The sequence below is a fragment of the Pseudomonas sp. TWI628 genome (assembly GCF_039673865.1).
Classification (GTDB): Bacteria; Pseudomonadota; Gammaproteobacteria; order Pseudomonadales; family Pseudomonadaceae; genus Aquipseudomonas.
This window is the reverse complement of record NZ_JBDJMM010000026.1, coordinates 35,290-53,088: the sequence shown is the minus strand read 5'-3', so window position 1 is coordinate 53,088 and position 17,799 is coordinate 35,290. Positions and strand designations below refer to the sequence as shown.

Sequence of the window (17,799 nt, the reverse complement as noted above, 5' to 3'; positions counted from 1 at the left end):
TGCTGTGGGTGTCTGGTCTCGCTCGTGCGAGTGGCAGGCGCTTGCCAACAGCAGCGCTTGTTAGCGCTAACATCAGCAAGTATCAGAGGCTCAGGATTAGCAGGTCAAATACTAAAAAATACGATTTATATTCCATAAAGCTATTTGTCAGGCTGGGGCTCGTTAGCGCTAACATCGCCACATCTCCCAACGAGGCCAGCCTGTGAGCCAAGCCAAGGAACCCACCCGCAAGCGCCGTGGCGCGGGCCGTGTCACGCTCGCTGAAGTGGCGCGGTCCGCCGACGTGTCGGCCATCAGCGTGTCGCGCTACTTCAACCAGCCCGAGCAGGTGTCCCCACCCCTGCGCGAACGCATCGAAGCAGCGGTACAAGCACTAGGTTATGTGCCGAACCTGGTGGCGGGAGGCCTGGCCTCTGCCCGTGGCCGTATCGTCGGCATGGTCATTCCGAACATCTCCGGGCCGATTTTCGCCCAGACCATCCAGGCCTTCAGCGACACCTTGAGCCGGCATGGCTACCAGCTGTTGCTGGCGTCCAGTTATTTCAGCGAGGCCCAGGAAGAAAGCGCCGTGCGGGCCTTTCTCGGCTGGTCGCCGGCAGCGTTGGTGGTGACCAGCCATTTCCACAGCCCGGCCACCGAGAAGATGCTGCGCGAGGCCGATGTACCGGTGGTGGAAATCTGGGACTATCGCCCGGAACGCTCCCCGTTGCAGGTTGGCTTCCTCCATCACCAGGTGGGTGTGCAGGCGTGCCGCTATCTGCTGGGCAAGGGCCATCGACGCATCGCCTTTGTGCAGAACAGCGCGGCAGGCGACTTCAGCGCGCTGGAGCGGCGCGATGGCTACATCGAAGCATTGCGTGAAGCTGGGCTTGAGCCCTGGGTGTTCGTGCCTTCGGCTGACTGCGCCCCGTTCGAGGCCGGCAAACAGGCCATGCAGGCGTTGATCCGCCGGGACCCTCGCCCTGAGGCGATCATCTTCGCCAACGACAACCTGGCCGCCGGCGCCCTCCTTGCCGGCCAGCGTGCCGGGCTGCGCTTGCCCGAGGACATGGCCATCGTCGGTTTTGGCGACTACCCGTTCGCCGAGATGCTGTTGCCCAGCCTGACCACGTTGCGGCCACCGTCGCGGCTAATTGGCGAATTGGCAGCCATGCGGGTATTGCAGCATTTGGGATGCGTGGAACATGAGGGCGAAGTCGAACGCCTGAACTTGCTGCAATGCGAATTGATTACCCGCGAAAGTGCATGACGCGTCACGGCGATTGCGAGTTGAGAGCACCGAACGCAGGCCTGACGCAGCAGGCAGGTTAGACTACTCGATCAGCCATCACCTCCTCTGCCATCGTCAGGAGCCCCCCTTGGAACTCAGGCAACTGCGCTACTTCGTCAAAATCATCGAACACGGCAGCCTTGGCCGCGCCGCGCTCGAACTGGAGGTTGGCGTCTCCGCCCTGAGCCAACAGATCGCCAAGCTCGAAAGCGAGCTGTGTACCCGTCTGCTCAACCGCAGCAGCACAGGTGTCACGCCAACCAGCGCCGGCATGGCGTTCCTGCACCATGCCCAGCTCAGCCTGCGCCAGGCCGAAAACGCCATCCTGGCCGCCCACCGCGGGCGCATGAGCGGCTACGTGACCGTCGGCTTGCCGCCCACCACCGCGACCGTGCTGGCGCTGCCGCTGATCAATGCCATGCGCGAGCGCTACCCCGATATCCAGCTGCACCTGGTGGAAATGCTCTCCGGGCACCTGGCCGCGCAGCTCAACGCCCGGCAAATCGACCTTGCCATCCTGTTCCAGCTCGAAGGCGGCAAACGCTGGAGCGTGACGCCGCTACTGGATGAGCGGCTGTTCGTCATCAGCCCGCCACAGCTGCCCCGCGCGCCCGAAAGCAGCGTGCAACTGGCCGACCTGGGCCAGCTGCCGCTGGTCATGCCCAGCGCCCAGCACGGCCTGCGCTCGACCCTGATGACGGCGTTCGAACGCTCCGGCCTGGTGCCGAACATCATCATGGAAGTCGATGGCCTGGCCGTCCTGATGAACGCCGTGCGCGCCGGCCACGCCGCCACCATCCAGCCGGGCGCCGCCGCTGCGCTCAGTGGTGAAAGCGGGCTGCGGGTCGCGCAGATCAGCGACGCCCACGTCGGCCGGCGCAACCTGCTGGCAACCCTGGCGGACGATGAGCTGTCACCTGCCGCGCTGGCCGCCCGGCGCGTAATCATCGACGTTGCGCACCAGCTGGTCAGCCAGCGGCAATGGCCCGGGGCGACCTGGATCGAAGAGGCCAGCCTTTAGAAAAACTGAACACCCCATGCCGTAGCCCGCCTTTCGACACTTGGCCGATCGCCCTACTTTCTCCTCACTCGCAAGGGGCCCTACGTTCATGCCTCCTTGCGACCGAGGAGCGAAAATGATCGATGTTCTTGTAATTGGTGGTGGCAACGCCGCCCTCTGCGCCGCGCTGATGGCCCGTGAGGCCGGCGCCAGCGTCATGCTGCTGGAGGCCGCGCCCAAGGCCTGGCGTGGCGGCAACTCGCAGCACACCCGCAACCTGCGCTGCATGCACGACGCGCCCCAGGATGTGCTGGTCGACGCCTACCCCGAAGAGGAGTACTGGCAGGACCTGCTCAAGGTCACCGGCGGCCTGACCAACGAAAAACTCGCGCGCATTGCCATCCGCGCCTCCTCCAGCTGCCGTGACTGGATGCGCAGCCATGGCGTGCATTTTCAGCCGCCGCTGTCCGGCGCCCTGCATGTAGCGCGGACCAACGCGTTTTTCATGGGCGGCGGCAAGGCGTTGGTGAACGCCTACTTCCGCAGTGCCGAACGGCTCGGCGTGCAGGTGCGCTACAACGCCCAGGTCAACGATATCGAACTGCAGGGCGGCAGGTTCGTCGCCGCTCACCTGCCCGCCCGCGAAGTCGAGGGCCGGCAGCTGCCTGCCGAACGTATCGAAGCCAAGACCTGCGTGCTGGCGGCGGGCGGCTTCGAGTCCAACCGTGAGTGGTTGCGCGAAGCCTGGGGCCAGAATGCCCGTGGCGAATGGCCGTCGGACAACTTCCTGATCCGCGGCACACGCTTCAACACCGGCATCCTGCTCAAGCGCATGGGCGAACTTGGCGCCGATATCATCGGCGACCCGACCCAGGCGCACATGGTCGCCATCGACGCCCGCGCACCGCTGTATGACGGCGGTATCTGCACCCGCATCGACTGCGTGTCACTGGGCGTGGTGGTCAACCGCGACGGCGAGCGTTTCTATGACGAAGGCGAAGACTTCTGGCCCAAGCGATATGCCATCTGGGGCCGCCTGGTGGCTGGCCAACCGGGTCAGCAGGCCTATTCGATCATCGACCAGCAGGCCATCGGCCGCTTCATGCCACCGGTATTTCCGGGTACCACGGCCAATTCCCTGACTGAACTGGCACACAAGCTGGGCCTGCCAGAAGCGCAGTTTTGCCAGACCATCGAGGCGTTCAACAATGCCTGCCAGGTCGGCACCTTCGACCATACCGCGCTCGACGACTGCCACACCACAGGCCTGGCCCCGGCCAAGACCCACTGGGCTCGCCCGCTGGTCAAACCACCGTTTTACGCCTACCCGCTCAAGCCAGGCGTCACGTTCACCTACCTGGGCCTGGCGACCGACGAAAGCGCCGCCGTGCATTTCGCCGGCAAGCCCAGCCCCAACCTTTTCGTCGCAGGAGAAATGATGGCCGGTAACGTACTGGGCAAGGGCTACACCGCCGGCATCGGCATGGCCATCGGCACGGCGTTCGGCCGTATCGCCGGTGTCCAGGCGGCCGCCAGCGCAGGCTTTGTCGACAACCAGGAGGCACGCCATGCAGCTGTTTGATCCGCAGGCACAAAAAAGCGAACTGATCCCGGTGCTGAACGTGCACGAAAGCGAAGTGCAGCGGCAGATGAGCATCTGCAATGCCTGCCGCTACTGTGAAGGTTTCTGCGCGGTGTTTCCGGCGATGACCCGGCGCCTGGAATTCGCCCAGGCCGACATCCACTACCTGGCCAACCTCTGCCACAACTGCGGCGCCTGCCTGCACGCCTGCCAGTACGCCGCGCCCCACGCGTTCGAGGTCAACGTGCCCAAGGCCATGGCCAAGGTACGCCTCGACACCTACGTCGAATACGCCTGGCCCCGTGCCCTGGGCCGTCTGTACCAGCGCAACGGCCTGACCCTGGCACTGGCCAGCGGCTTCGCCCTGGTGCTGTTCCTGTGCCTGAGCCTGCTGGCCATGGGCAACCTGTTCAGGCCCATGCCTGGGGGCAACTTCTACGGCATCTTTGCGCACAACACCCTGGCGCTGATGTTTGGCGCGGTGTTCGGCTTTGCAGTCATCGCCTTGGGCCTGGGCGTACGCCGGTTCTGGCGCGACGTTTCGCCACCTGCGGCCGCCGCCGGGCTGAAAACCGCCGCAGCAGTGGAAGCGACAGCCAGCGTGGCCACGCTCAAGTACCTGGACGGTGGCCACGGCGAAGGCTGCAACAACGCCGATGATCGCTTCACCCTGTGGCGGCGGCGCTTCCATCACCTGACCTTCTACGGCTTCCTGCTGTGCCTGGCGGCCACCGCCAGCGCGACGCTCTACCACTACCTGATGGGCCTGGCGGCGCCCTACCCGGTGCTGAGCCTGCCGGTCATGCTCGGCATCGCCGGAGGCCTGGGCCTGCTGGTCGGCCCTGCCGGGCTGCTGTGCCTGAACCTGCAGCGCAACCCCGCCCACGGCGACGCCGAGCAAAAGCCCATGGACCGCGGTTTCATCGCCCTGCTGTTGCTGGTCAGCGCCAGCGGCCTGGCCCTGCTGGCGTTTCGCGAAACCAGTGCCCTTGGCCTGCTGCTGGCCCTGCACCTGGGGCTGGTGATGGCGTTCTTCCTGACCATGCCCTACGGCAAATTCGCCCACGGCATCTTCCGCAGCGCTGCGCTGCTCAAGCACGCCATCGAGAAACGTCAGCCCAATCCGATCAATGCCGGCAGCGATTGAACATCCCAAAACAACAAAAGCGAGCAAAACGGTAGCCATGATGAAAACAACAACACAGACCAGGGGCGCCATCCTGCGGGTCACCAGCGGCAACTTCCTCGAACAGTTCGATTTCTTCCTGTTCGGTTTCTATGCCACCTACATCTCCCAGACGTTCTTCCCGGCAAGCAGCGAGTTCGCCTCGTTGATGATGACCTTCGCGGTGTTCGGCTCGGGCTTCCTGATGCGCCCGCTGGGCGCCATCGTGCTAGGCGCCTACATCGACAAGGTCGGCCGGCGCAAAGGGCTGATCGTGACGCTGTCGATCATGGCCGCTGGCACCGTGCTGATTGCGCTGGTACCGGGTTACGCCAGCATCGGCCTCCTCGCCCCGCTGCTGGTGCTGCTGGGGCGGCTGTTGCAGGGCTTTTCCGCTGGCGCCGAGCTGGGGGGTGTTTCCGTCTACCTCTCGGAAATCGCCACGCCGGGGCGTACCGGCTTCTACACCAGCTGGCAATCGGCAAGCCAGCAGGTGGCTATCGTCGTGGCGGCGGCACTGGGCTATACGCTCAATGCCTGCATGGATACCCATGAAGTGGCCAGCTGGGGCTGGCGTATCCCGTTCTTCGTCGGCTGCGTGATCATCCCGTTCATCTTCGTCATCCGCCGCTCACTGCAGGAGACCGAAGCGTTCAAGGCGCGCGCGCATCACCCGGGCGCGGCCGAGGTGTTCCGTTCGATGTGCGACAACTGGCGCACGGTGCTGGCCGGCGGCCTGCTGGCGGCGATGACCACCACCACGTTCTACCTGATCACAGTCTACACCCCGACCTTCGGCAAGACCGTACTGCAACTGAGTACCACCGACAGCCTGGTGGTGACCCTGCTGGTGGGCGTCAGCAACTTCATCTGGCTGCCCATCGGTGGCGCCCTCTCCGACCGCATCGGCCGGCGCCCGCAGTTGTTGGCGATTTCGCTGCTGTGCGTGCTGACCGCCTACCCGGCCATGCACTGGCTGGCCGAGGCCCCTAGCTTCGAGCGCCTGCTTGCGGTGTTGCTGTACTTCTCGTTCTTCTTCGGGATGTACAACGGCGCCATGGTCGCGGCGCTGACCGAGGTGATGCCGGCCAACGTGCGGGTGGTCGGCTTCTCGCTGGCCTTCAGCCTGGCCACCGCGCTGTTCGGCGGCTTCACGCCGGCGGTTTCGACACTGTTGGTACAGGCCACCGGCGACAAAGCTTCGCCGGCCTACTGGCTGATGTTCGCGGCGGTGTGCGGGTTTACCGCCACGACCGTGCTGTACCGTCGCCACAGACCACAGGCGGTAAGCGCCTCCTGACCCTGAGCCCATGGGCACCTGTCATTTTTATCAGGTTACGCACTGACGAATTTGCTGGAAGCTAGCCTCGCATCGAATCACGCCCTGATCCTGCGAGGTCGCTTTCCCATGGGTCGTATGGAAAAGGCAGTCTACCGCAACACCCCGACCGTAATGGCCCACGAAAGCCGTGGCCTTGCCGTGCGCGAGATTGCCTTTTACCGTCACCCTGACCCGCTGGATGAAACCCAGGTACGCATCACAGGTCACCGCTTCACTGCCTCTGGCTTCTTGAAGCAGAGCGCGGACCCGCGCCTCGCCGACCAGGGGCTTGCGAGCTTCATCTACACCTGCGATCTGCGAGGCAATGCCTTGCACACCCGCAGCGTGGACGCGGGCACCTCGGTCAACCTGAAAGACACCGCCGGCCGGCCACTGCTCACCGTGAGTGGCATCCTCGGCACTGGCGACAGTACCGGGGACCACAGCCAAGCCGTCAACCACACCTGGCATTATGAGGTGCCTACCCTGCCTGGTCGGCTGCTAGCCGTTTCCGAGCAGGTTGCCAGTGGCGACCCACGAACAACGCAGCGCTTCATTTATGCGGCCAGCACGGCTGCAGGCAAAGACCTGAACATCGCCGGGCTTTGCATCAACCATTACGATACCGCCGGGATGATGGCCACTGAATGCATGGCCCTTTCTGGCGTGCCATTGTCGACGACTCGCCGCTTGCCCAAAGCAGCGACCGCCCCCGATATCCAGGTCGATTGGCACGGCGCGGATCCGGCAGCCTGGAATACGCTGCTGGCGCCAGAAACGTACACCACCGTCACTTGCAGCGACGCCACGGGCAATGTGCTGCTCACACAGGATGCAGCCGACCATCAGCAACGTGTGACGTATGGCGTGAACGGGCAGCTGGCGTGCAGCTGGCTGACCGTGAAGGACAGCGCGGAGCAACCTGTGGTGACGACGCTGGCCCACTCGGCCGCGGGACAAAAGCTGAGCGAGACACACGGCAACGGCGTGACATGCACTTACCAATACGAGCCGCGAACGCAACGACTGGCAATCATCCGAGTAGAACGTGCAACCGGCTTGCTGCAGGACCTGCGTTACCAATACGAACCGGTAGGCAATGTGCTCAGTGCCCGGGACGAAGCTCAGCAAACACGTATTTGGCGCAACCAACGGGTGGAACCAGAAAGCCTCTACGGCTACGACAGCCTGTACCAACTGGTCAGTGCCAGCGGGCGGGAAATGGCCAATGCCGGTCGCCAGAACAGTCGATCAACCCCCGCATTCGTGCCACTTGCCAGTGACAACACCAGCTACACCCGATACACCCGCCACTACCACTACGACACCGCAGGCAATCTGACACAGATCCGCCACAGTGCGCCCGCCACCCACAACGGCTACACCACGGACATTACCATCAGCAACCGCAGCAACCGGGGGGTGACCAGTAGCTTGGCTGGCACCCCTGAGGAAGTGGATGCGCTGTTTACAGCCGCAGGCCATCAACGCCAGTTGCAGCCAGGCCAGGCACTGGAATGGACACCGCGGGGAGAACTGCAGAAAGTCACCCCCGTCGTGCGCGACGGCGCCCCGGGCGATCACGAACACTACCGCTACGATGCCCACTGTCAGCGTGTACTGAAAAGCAGCACGCAACAGCTGAACAGCCAGCAAGTCATCTATCTGGGCAATCTGGAGCTGCGAACGACGGGGAAGGAAAACCTTCAGGTGCTGTGCGTGGGTGAAGCCGGGCATGCACAAGCGCGCGTTTTGCACTGGGTGGCCGGCAAGCCGGCCGAGATTGCCAATGATCAGTTGCGCTACCAGTATGGCGACCTTATCGGCAGCCATGGCCTGGAGCTCGATGCTAGCGGCAACCTGATCAGCCAGGAAGAATATTACCCGTACGGGGAGACGTCGGTATGGGCGGCGCGCAGCGCGGTTGAGGCTGACTACAAGACCGTACGCTTTTCGGGCAAGGAGCGCGATGCGACCGGCTTGTATTACTACGGCTACCGGTATTACCAGCCCTGGACCGGGCGCTGGTTGAGTGCCGATCCGGCTGAGACAGTGGATGGTTTGAATGTTTACTGCATGGTCCGAAACAACCCTCACACCTATGCAGACTCAAACGGCCTCATGCTGACTATTACGGCATATGGGCTATCACAGTTCCCTCCGGATGAAGCAGAAACGGTAAAACAAGCACTGGATGCAGCGCACACCGCACTGAGAAAAGTTGTGACAACCGACCAGCCACCACACACAGATATAATGGAAACTTTCTTTGGGCCGGACTATCGAAGCGCACTACCAAACATAGTAAACAGTTGGAGAAGAATGGAGAGTATGCTAACCAGCTATGCCACGCCCGAAATAGGGTACAAGAAGATAATCCGATCAACAGGAGGCGCCAGCACCCTAACAGCTTTTATATCCAGCGCCGATATCCAAGGCAACATTCACATCGCGGATGGATTTTTTTATATAAGTTCTTTTACGGATACATTCCGCGCAGCGACAATCGCGCATGAAATTAGCCACCTTCGGCGGGTAGCAGGCATACCGTCAGTCGGTGCGGCTTCTCAGGACTTTTTTTACCATTACGGCCGCAACAATCCGGAAGGTTCTTTTAAAATCGCTTACCAAGGAAGACTCATGGTAAACGACGTCGTAGATCGAATTGGTTTATTCAATGAAATCGCCGCTGAAAACAATTACGAAATTATGCGAGTTGACGACCAATCCATACACTATATCGACCAACAAAGACTGTATCTCCTACCACTAAATGATGCAGTATCGAGATTCAATGCAAGCAGCTCTCTGCGCGCCCGCATCACCAGCAAAAACGCTGACAGCCTCGCTTACTCAGCCATGGCAATGGCTGCAAGGTTATGAATGCAACTCACTGTCTTCACCCTCATGATTAATATGGCGGCAAGATTACAGGCGATCTGAGCTAGCCAATACGAACCTTACGCATCACCGTGACCACCAGCAGCACATTGGTCAGCGCCAGCAGGCACAGCGTCAGCAACACCCCCATCGAGCCGAAATGCTCGAACAGAAAACCACCCACCACGGGCGTGAGTGCCTGCCCTATCAGCGAAGGCCGCGACATGCGTCCCATCAGCAACACATATTGCGCTGGCGGCATCATCGCCAGCGGCAGCAACCCCCGCACGATCGCCCGCAGGCCATTGCCGCAGCCGAACACCAGCAAGCCCACTGCGGTGGCGGCTGGCACAAAGGTCACCATCAGCAACCCGACCAGCACCAGGCTGACCCAGGCCAGCGCCGTCCAGATCGGGTGCCGTTTGCCCGCCAGAATCTGCAGCACCCGCGACGCCACCTGGCTGGGGCCGAGCATCGCCGCCAGGCCGATGGCCACCGGCAGCGAATGCCCCAACCCCTGCAGCACGGCCACCAGCTGCACGGCGATGGCGGTCATGATGATCGCGCCGATGGCGAACATGCTGGTCAGCAACCAGTAGAGCTGGCGGTCCACGCCAACCGCATCGCCTTGCGCCTGCGCCTTGGCCGGCACCTCGACCCGCCCTCCTGCAGGCAGCACTCGCCAGTACAACGGCGCCACCACCACGATCAGCACCAGCGCATAGCACACGCACGTCGCCCGCCAACCGAAATGTTCGATGGCCAGCGCCACGGTCGGCCACGAGATCGTCGAGGCGAAGCCAGCGATCAGGGTGATACCGGTAATCGCCTTGCCCGCGCCTTCGCCATACAACCCGCCAAGGGTGGCGAACAGCGCTTCATACAAGCCCATGGCCATGCCAATGCCGATCACCGCCCAGACCAGCAGAAACAGTCCGAGGGTGTGGCTGGCAGCCATGATCAGCAGCCCCACCGCTACCACCGCGCCGCTGGCAGCCATTTGCGGGCGGCCGCCGTAGCGGGCGACCAGTCGGCTGGACAACGGGGCCAACAGCGCCGAGACCATCAGGCTCAGGGACAGCGCGCCGTAGACCCATTGGCTGGGCCAGCCGGTATCACGGCTGATCGGGTCGGCCATCACCGCCATGAGGAAGAACGAGCCGCCCCAGACCAGGATTTGCAGCACGCCGAGCAGGACGATGCCGAGGGGGCCGGGCAGGCGGTGGTAGGTGTGCACGGTGAGGCCTTTTTCAGTCGCTATACGGCTGTTAGAGCGCTTGCCGGCAAGCGCCGTCACATGCCCGCCATCGATGATTGATCCAGACATATCATTGCGCGTGATATTAACCTTCGCTGCGTTCGATTCGTGCGTCACGCGCAAGGCACTCACACTCCGCCCACTACTAATACATTGGCGGAGTTCTCCATGGATCACTCACTCAAACCCTTGCGCTTCCCCCTTGCTGCCCTGGCAGTGGTGGTGCTCAGCGCTTGTGGCCGCACCCCCGACGCCGTGCAGGCTCCCGCCGCGCCCAAGGTCAGCGTCGCCAAGGTCATCGAGCAGCCGATCAACGAATGGGACGAGTTCACCGGCCGCCTGGAAGCGCCGGAAACCGTCGAAGTGCGCCCACGGGTCTCGGGCCAGATCGATCTGGTCGGTTTCACCGAAGGCGCCCAGGTGAAGAAAGGCGACCTGCTGTTCCAGATCGACCCGCGCCCGTTCCAGGCTGAAGTCCGCCGCCTCGAAGCGCAGCTGCAACAGGCCAAGGCCACCGCCATCCGCAGCGCCAACGAAGCCCGCCGTGGCGAGCGCCTGCGTGACAGCAACGCCATTTCCGCAGAGCTGGCCGAATCGCGCAGCAGCGCCGCTGCCGAAGCCCGCGCCGGGGTCGATGCGATTCAGGCCCAGCTCGACCTGGCCCGCCTGAACCTCAGCTTCACCCGCGTCACCGCGCCGATCAGCGGCCGCGTCAGCCGTGCCGAATTCACCGCCGGCAACATCGTCACCGCCGATGTCACGCCACTGACCAGTGTGGTGTCCACCGACAAGGTGTACGCCTACTTCGACGCCGACGAGCGCGTGTACCTCAAGTACACCCAGCTGGCGCGTGAAGGCCAGCGCGGCCAGAGCACCCCGGTGTACCTGGGCCTGACCAACGAAACCGGCAACCCGCACCTGGGCCAGATGAACTTCGTCGACAACCAGGTCAACCCGCGCACCGGCACCATCCGTGGCCGCGCCGTGTTCGACAACCGTGACGGCCAGTTCACCCCAGGCCTGTATGCGCGCCTGAAGCTGGTCGGCAGCGCCCAGTACGACGCCGTGCTGATCAACGACGAAGCGGTCGGCACCGACCTCGGCAAGAAGTTCGTGCTGGTCATGGACAAGGACAACAAGGCCGACTACCGCGCCGTGGAACTGGGGCCAAAGCTCGAAGGCCTGCGCATCGTGCGCAGCGGCCTGGCCAAGGACGACCGCATTGTGGTCAAGGGCCTGCAGCGCGTGCGCCCTGGCTCGCCGGTGACCCCGGAAGAAACACCGATGGCCAGTGAACAGACCCTCGCCGCCCTCGCCCAGCAGCGCCAGGCCCTGGAGGCCAGCAACCCGGCGCAGAAAGTAGCGGGCTCCACTGAAAAAGTCGCCAGCGCCCAGGCGCCACGCGGTTAAGGGACCACACCGATGAACTTTTCGAAATTCTTCATTACCCGGCCGATCTTCGCCGCGGTGCTGTCGCTGGTGCTGCTGATCGCGGGTTCGATCTCACTGTTCCAGCTGCCGATCAGCGAATACCCCGAAGTGGTCCCGCCGACCGTGGTGGTGCGCGCCAACTTCCCCGGCGCCAACCCCAAGGTCATCGGCGAAACCGTCGCCGCGCCGCTGGAGCAGGCCATCACCGGTGTCGAGAACATGCTGTACATGTCCTCGCAGTCCACCGCCGACGGCAAGCTGACCCTGACCATCACCTTCGCCCTGGGTACCGACCTGGACAACGCCCAGGTGCAGGTGCAGAACCGCGTCACCCGCACCCAGCCCAAGCTGCCGGAAGAAGTGACCCGGATCGGTATCACCGTCGACAAGGCTTCGCCTGACCTGACCATGGTCGTGCACCTGACCTCGCCGGACAACCGCTACGACATGCTCTACCTGTCCAACTACGCCATCCTCAACATCAAGGATGAGCTGGCCCGCCTGGGCGGCGTCGGTGACGTGCAGCTGTTCGGCATGGGCGACTACTCGCTGCGGGTGTGGCTCGACCCGAACAAGACCGCGTCGCGCAACCTGACCGCCAGCGACGTGGTGGCTGCGATTCGCGAGCAGAACCGCCAGGTCGCCGCCGGCCAGCTGGGCGCCCCGCCCGCCCCTGGCTCGACCAGCTTCCAGCTGTCGATCAACACCCAGGGCCGCCTGGTCAACGAGGAAGAGTTCGAGAACATCATCATCCGCGCAGGTGCCGATGGCGAAATCACGCGCCTGAAGGACATCGCCCGGGTCGAGCTGGGCTCCAGCCAGTACGCCCTGCGTTCGCTGCTGAACAACCAGCCGGCGGTGGCCATCCCGATCTTCCAGCGCCCGGGCTCGAACGCCATCGAAATCTCCGACGAAGTGCGGGCGAAGATGGCCGAGCTGAAGAAGGACTTCCCGGAAGGCATGGACTACAGCATCGTCTATGACCCGACCGTGTTCGTGCGCGGCTCCATCGAAGCGGTGGTGCACACCCTGTTCGAAGCGCTGATCCTGGTTGTGCTGGTGGTCATCCTGTTCCTGCAGACCTGGCGCGCCTCGATCATCCCGCTGATGGCCGTACCCGTCTCGCTGATCGGCACCTTCGCGGTGATGCACCTGTTCGGCTTCTCGCTCAACGCCCTGTCGCTGTTTGGCCTGGTATTGGCTATCGGTATCGTGGTGGACGACGCCATCGTCGTGGTGGAGAACGTCGAGCGCAACATAGGGCTAGGGTTGAAACCCCTGGAAGCCACGCAAAAAGCCATGAGCGAAGTGACCGGGCCGATCATCGCCACGGCGCTGGTGCTGTGCGCGGTGTTCGTGCCTGCCGCGTTCATTTCCGGCCTCACCGGGCAGTTCTACAAGCAGTTCGCGCTGACCATCGCCATCTCCACCGTCATTTCGGCATTCAACTCGCTGACCTTGTCGCCCGCCCTGGCTGCCGTGCTGCTCAAGGACCACCACGCACCGAAGGACCGTTTCTCGCGCTTGCTGGAAAGGCTCCTGGGGGGCTGGCTGTTTGCGCCGTTCAACCGCTTCTTCGACCGCGCCAGCCATGGCTATGTCGGTGGCGTACGCCGTGTGATCCGCGGCAGTGGCATCGCCCTGTTCGTGTACGCCGGGCTGATGGGCCTGACCTACCTGGGCTTCTCGTCGACGCCGACCGGTTTCGTCCCGGCCCAGGACAAGCAGTACCTGGTGGCCTTCGCCCAGCTGCCTGACGCTGCCAGCCTGGACCGCACCGAGGCGGTGATCAAGCGCATGAGCGAAATCGCCCTGAAGCAACCTGGTGTGGCCGACTCGGTGGCCTTCCCTGGCCTGTCGATCAACGGTTTCACCAACAGCCCCAACAGCGGCATCGTGTTCACCCCACTCAAACCGTTTGACGAGCGCAAGGATCCGAGCCAGTCGGCGGCCGCGATCGCTGCCGCGCTGAACGCCCAGTTCGCTGACATCCAGGACGCCTACATCGCGATCTTCCCGCCACCACCGGTACAAGGCCTGGGCACCATCGGCGGCTTCCGTCTGCAGATCGAAGACCGTGGCAACCTGGGTTACGAGGCGCTGTACAAGGAAACCCAGAACATCATCGCCAAGAGCCACAACGTGCCGGAGCTGGCGGGCCTGTTCACCAGCTACCAGGTCAACGTGCCGCAGGTCGATGCCGCCATCGACCGGGAAAAGGCCAAGACCCACGGCGTGGCGATCACCGACATCTTCGACACCCTGCAGGTTTACCTGGGCTCGCTGTACACCAACGACTTCAACCGCTTTGGCCGCACCTACCAGGTCAACGTCCAGGCCGAGCAGCAGTTCCGCCTCGATGCCGAGCAGATCGGCCAGTTGAAGGTGCGCAACAACCTCGGCGAGATGATTCCGCTGGCGACCTTCCTCAAGGTCAGCGACACCTCCGGGCCTGACCGGGTGATGCACTACAACGGCTTCATCACCGCCGAGATCAACGGCGCCGCAGCCCCAGGCTACAGCTCCGGCCAGGCCGAGGCGGCGATCGAGAAGCTGCTCAAGCAAGAGCTGCCCAACGGCATGACCTTCGAGTGGACCGACCTGACCTACCAGCAGATCCTCTCGGGCAATACCGCGCTGTTCGTGTTCCCGCTGTGCGTGCTGCTGGCCTTCCTGGTACTGGCCGCCCAGTACGAGAGCTGGAGCCTGCCGCTGGCGGTGATCCTGATCGTGCCGATGACCCTGCTGTCGGCCATCACCGGGGTGATCGTGTCGGGTGGCGACAACAACATCTTCACCCAGATCGGCCTGATCGTACTGGTGGGCCTGGCGTGCAAGAACGCGATTCTGATCGTCGAGTTCGCCAAGGACGAACAAGCCAAGGGCCTCGACCCGCTGACTGCGGTGCTGGAAGCCTGCCGCCTGCGTCTGCGGCCGATCCTGATGACTTCGATCGCCTTCATCATGGGCGTGGTACCGCTGGTGTTCAGCTCCGGTGCCGGCTCGGAAATGCGCCATGCCATGGGTGTGGCGGTGTTCTCGGGGATGATCGGCGTGACCGTGTTCGGGCTGTTCCTGACCCCGGTGTTCTTCTTCCTGATCCGCCGTTTCGTCGAGCGTCGCCAGGCCCGCAAGGCCGAACACGCGCCCGTGCTGGAGAACCACGCATGAACCTGCTCAAACCCCTGACCCCGAGCCTGCTGGCGCTGGCCCTGGCGGCCTGCGCAGTCGGCCCGGACTACAAGACCCCGGACACCGAAGCCGCGCACTTCGACAGCACTGATGTGCAGGCCAAGGCCTTCGACCGCAGCCGCTTCGAAAGCGTGTGGTGGAAGCAGTTCGACGACCCGGTGCTGAACCAGCTGGTGCAAGCATCGCTGGACGGCAACCGTGACCTGCGCGTGGCCTTCGCCCGGCTGAAGTCGGCACGGGCAATTCGTGATGACGCCGCCAACGACCAGTTGCCAGTGGTTACCAGCCGCGCCAGCAGCGAGATCGGCAAGGGCCAGATTCCCGGCCAGACCACCCAGCGGGTCAATCAGGAGCGCTACGACCTGGGCCTGGACATGGCCTGGGAGCTTGACCTGTTCGGCCGCATCCAGCGCCAGATCGAGGCCAGCGAAGCCCAGGAAGCAGCAGCCCAGGCCGACCTGCAACAGTTGCAGGTGAGCCTGATCGCCGAACTGGTTGACGCCTACGGCCAGCTGCGCGGGGCGCAACTGCGCGAAAAGATCGCCATGGCCAACCTCAAGACCCAGCAGGAATCACGCAGCATCACCGTGACCCTGCGCGACGCCGGGGTTGGCAACGATCTCGACGTCGTGCGTGCCGATGCCCGCCTGGCGGGTGTCGAGGCCACGGTGCCGCAGTTGCAGGCCGAACAGGCCCGGGCGCGGCACCGCATCGCCACCCTGCTCGGCCAGCGCCCGGACGCGCTGAGCGTCGACCTGTCGCCCAAGGCCTTGCCGGCCATCGCCAAGGCCTTGCCGGTGGGTGACCCGGGCGAGTTGCTGCGCCGCCGCCCGGATATCCGCAGCGCCGAGCGCCAACTGGCCGCCGCCACCGCCAATGTCGGCGTGGCCACCGCCGACCTGTTCCCGCGGGTGAGCCTCAGCGGCTTCCTCGGCTTTACCGCCGCCCGTGGCTCGCAGATCGGCTCCTCCGCGGCCAATGCCTGGGCCTTGGGGCCAAGCATCACCTGGGCCGCCTTCGACATGGGCAGCGTGCGCGCCCGCCTGCGCGGCGCCAAGGCGGACGCCGAAGGCGCCCTGGCCAACTATGAGCAGCAGGTGCTGCTGGCCCTGGAAGAGTCAGCCAACGCCTTCAGCGACTACGACAAGACTCAGCAGCGGCTGCTGTCGCTGATCCGACAGAGCGAGGCCAGCCGCAAGGCAGCCGACCTGGCCTCGGTGCGTTACCGCGAAGGCACGGTGGATTACCTGGTGCTGCTCGATGCCGAACGCGAACGCCTGAGCGCCGAAGACGCTCAGGCCCAAGGTGAAGTCGAGCTGTATCGCGGCATCGTCTCGATCTACAAGGCCCTCGGCGGTGGCTGGCAGCCAGAGACCGTCGCCAGCGCGCGCTGATCCACCCCGTTTCAACGACTCCTTTGGTTGGTTACTCCCCCAACCGTTTGCCCCGCCGGCCTTGGTCTGCGGGGCTTTTTTATCGCCTGGTGACGACCCTGTGGCTTGCAGCCCAGGGCATTCTGCCCCAAGCTCTGCCTTCCCACCGCCATGGATCGCTGCGCCCGATGCCCAGACGCCACAGCTACCTGATCGCCGTACTGCTGCTGATTCTGGTGTCGATCGCCATCGTTTTCCTGCGCCGGGACGACAAGCCCGCACCGCCGGTGCTGCCGCCGCACAGCTATGGCAAGGCGCTGCGCCAGGCCCATGACGGCCTGCCAGGTGCCGCCCGGGTGCTGTACCAACAGTTGCAGCGCGATGACCTGACGCCGATCCGCCGCGCCGCGCTGTATGCCGAATTACCCAACTACCCCTCGCCGCAAGCACTCAAGCTGGCCCGCCTGGACCTGGAAAACGATGACCCGCTGGTGCGTCGCGCAGCCATTGCCAGCATCCGCAAACTGCTGCCGCCGTCTCAGCGCAGCCTGGTGCTGGGGCCTCTGCTGGACGATGACGAGCAGAGCGTGCGCTTCGCCGCCGTGGATGCCTTGCTCGGCCTCGACCCCGATGCCATCGGCCTGTACTTCGGCCCGTTGCAGATCGCGCTGGAGCAATACCAGCAGGCCCTGGAAAAACAACCCGACGACGCCGCGGCCCAGGTACACCTGGCGCGCCTGTACCTGCACGAAAATGACTACGATCAGGCAGCCGCTGCCCTGCAGCGCAGCCTCGCGGTGGCCCCGGATGGCCTCGACGCCCTGGCCACGCAGGCGCGCCTTCTGGAGCGCCAGGGCCATCACGATCAATCCCGCCAGGTGCTGGCCAAGGCCCTGGCGCTGCGCCCGGACTCGGCGTTCCTGCAGTACGAGCTGGGGCTGTGGCTGATCCGCCATGATCAGCGCGAATACGCCCTGCTGGCCTTGTCGCGCGCGGTGGAGCTGGAGCCGGAGAATGCCGACTATCGCTACACCCTGGCGGTCACCCTGCATGAGCTGGATCAGTCCGATGCCGCGCAGAAACAACTGGAAACCCTGCTCAGCCGCCAGCCAGCCAACCGCCGGGCGCGTGTGCTGCTGATCCAGTACTGGAAAGAAACCGGCCAATTGCAGAACGTTCAGGTTCTGCTGGCCGAACTGGAGCGGCAGAACCCGGATGATCCCTTCCTGCAACAGGGGCTGTAGATTGCGTTGAACCCTGGGAGAGCGCCTGTGGTCCAGTAGGTATCGGACCCTTTCAGGCGGCAAGGACACAGACCGACCTTGCC

The 17,799-nt window shown here is 63.9% G+C and carries 11 protein-coding genes; 10 read left to right on the top strand and 1 reads right to left on the bottom strand.

What is annotated here, in order from left to right; all coding sequences use genetic code 11:
• Nucleotides 1-202: 202 nt before the first annotated feature.
• The 6 genes from ABE528_RS20070 (at nucleotide 203) to ABE528_RS20045 (ending at nucleotide 9,221) form a co-directional block, all read left to right on the top strand.
• Nucleotides 203-1,249, top strand: coding sequence for a LacI family DNA-binding transcriptional regulator (locus ABE528_RS20070; protein ID WP_346653883.1), 1,047 nt, complete (start codon nucleotides 203-205; stop codon nucleotides 1,247-1,249).
• A 109-nt stretch (nucleotides 1,250-1,358) separates the two neighbouring features.
• Complete coding sequence (locus ABE528_RS20065) at nucleotides 1,359-2,291, top strand: LysR substrate-binding domain-containing protein (RefSeq protein ID WP_152957911.1); 933 nt, start codon at nucleotides 1,359-1,361, stop codon at nucleotides 2,289-2,291.
• A gap of 115 nt (nucleotides 2,292-2,406) precedes the next feature.
• A complete protein-coding gene (tcuA, locus tag ABE528_RS20060; RefSeq protein WP_152957910.1) occupies nucleotides 2,407-3,852 on the top strand; it encodes an FAD-dependent tricarballylate dehydrogenase TcuA in 1,446 nt (481 codons plus the stop codon).
• The gene (gene tcuB, locus ABE528_RS20055; RefSeq protein WP_346653882.1) at nucleotides 3,839-4,999 is read left to right on the top strand and encodes a tricarballylate utilization 4Fe-4S protein TcuB; all 1,161 of its coding nucleotides are present in this window, start codon (nucleotides 3,839-3,841) and stop codon (nucleotides 4,997-4,999) included. Before tcuA ends, tcuB begins: the two co-directional genes overlap by 14 nt.
• A 37-nt stretch (nucleotides 5,000-5,036) precedes the next feature.
• A complete protein-coding gene (locus ABE528_RS20050) occupies nucleotides 5,037-6,317 on the top strand; it encodes an MFS transporter (RefSeq protein ID WP_346653881.1) in 1,281 nt (426 codons plus the stop codon).
• Between the two features lie 108 nt (nucleotides 6,318-6,425).
• Nucleotides 6,426-9,221: an RHS repeat domain-containing protein gene (locus ABE528_RS20045; RefSeq protein WP_346653880.1), complete on the top strand. Its 2,796-nt coding sequence runs from the start codon at nucleotides 6,426-6,428 to the stop codon at nucleotides 9,219-9,221.
• A gap of 61 nt (nucleotides 9,222-9,282) precedes the next feature.
• On the opposite strand, the gene ABE528_RS20040 is transcribed toward ABE528_RS20045, so the two are convergent.
• Complete coding sequence (locus ABE528_RS20040) at nucleotides 9,283-10,404, bottom strand: MFS transporter (RefSeq protein WP_346653912.1); 1,122 nt, start codon at nucleotides 10,402-10,404, stop codon at nucleotides 9,283-9,285.
• 240 nt (nucleotides 10,405-10,644) lie between these two features.
• Between ABE528_RS20040 and mexE the strand changes: the two genes are divergently transcribed.
• The 4 genes from mexE (at nucleotide 10,645) to ABE528_RS20020 (ending at nucleotide 17,716) form a co-directional block, all read left to right on the top strand.
• Nucleotides 10,645-11,886: a multidrug efflux RND transporter periplasmic adaptor subunit MexE gene (mexE, locus tag ABE528_RS20035; RefSeq protein ID WP_152957907.1), complete on the top strand. Its 1,242-nt coding sequence runs from the start codon at nucleotides 10,645-10,647 to the stop codon at nucleotides 11,884-11,886.
• 12 nt (nucleotides 11,887-11,898) lie between these two features.
• Complete coding sequence (locus ABE528_RS20030; protein ID WP_346653879.1) at nucleotides 11,899-15,078, top strand: efflux RND transporter permease subunit; 3,180 nt, start codon at nucleotides 11,899-11,901, stop codon at nucleotides 15,076-15,078.
• On the top strand, nucleotides 15,075-16,493 hold the full coding sequence (locus ABE528_RS20025; RefSeq protein ID WP_152957905.1) for a TolC family protein: 1,419 nt from the start codon (nucleotides 15,075-15,077) through the stop codon (nucleotides 16,491-16,493). The genes ABE528_RS20030 and ABE528_RS20025 overlap by 4 nt, the downstream gene beginning before the upstream one ends.
• Before the next feature lie 167 nt (nucleotides 16,494-16,660).
• Nucleotides 16,661-17,716, top strand: a complete 1,056-nt coding sequence (locus ABE528_RS20020) for a HEAT repeat domain-containing protein (RefSeq protein ID WP_152957904.1) — start codon at nucleotides 16,661-16,663, stop codon at nucleotides 17,714-17,716.
• Nucleotides 17,717-17,799 lie beyond the last annotated feature (83 nt).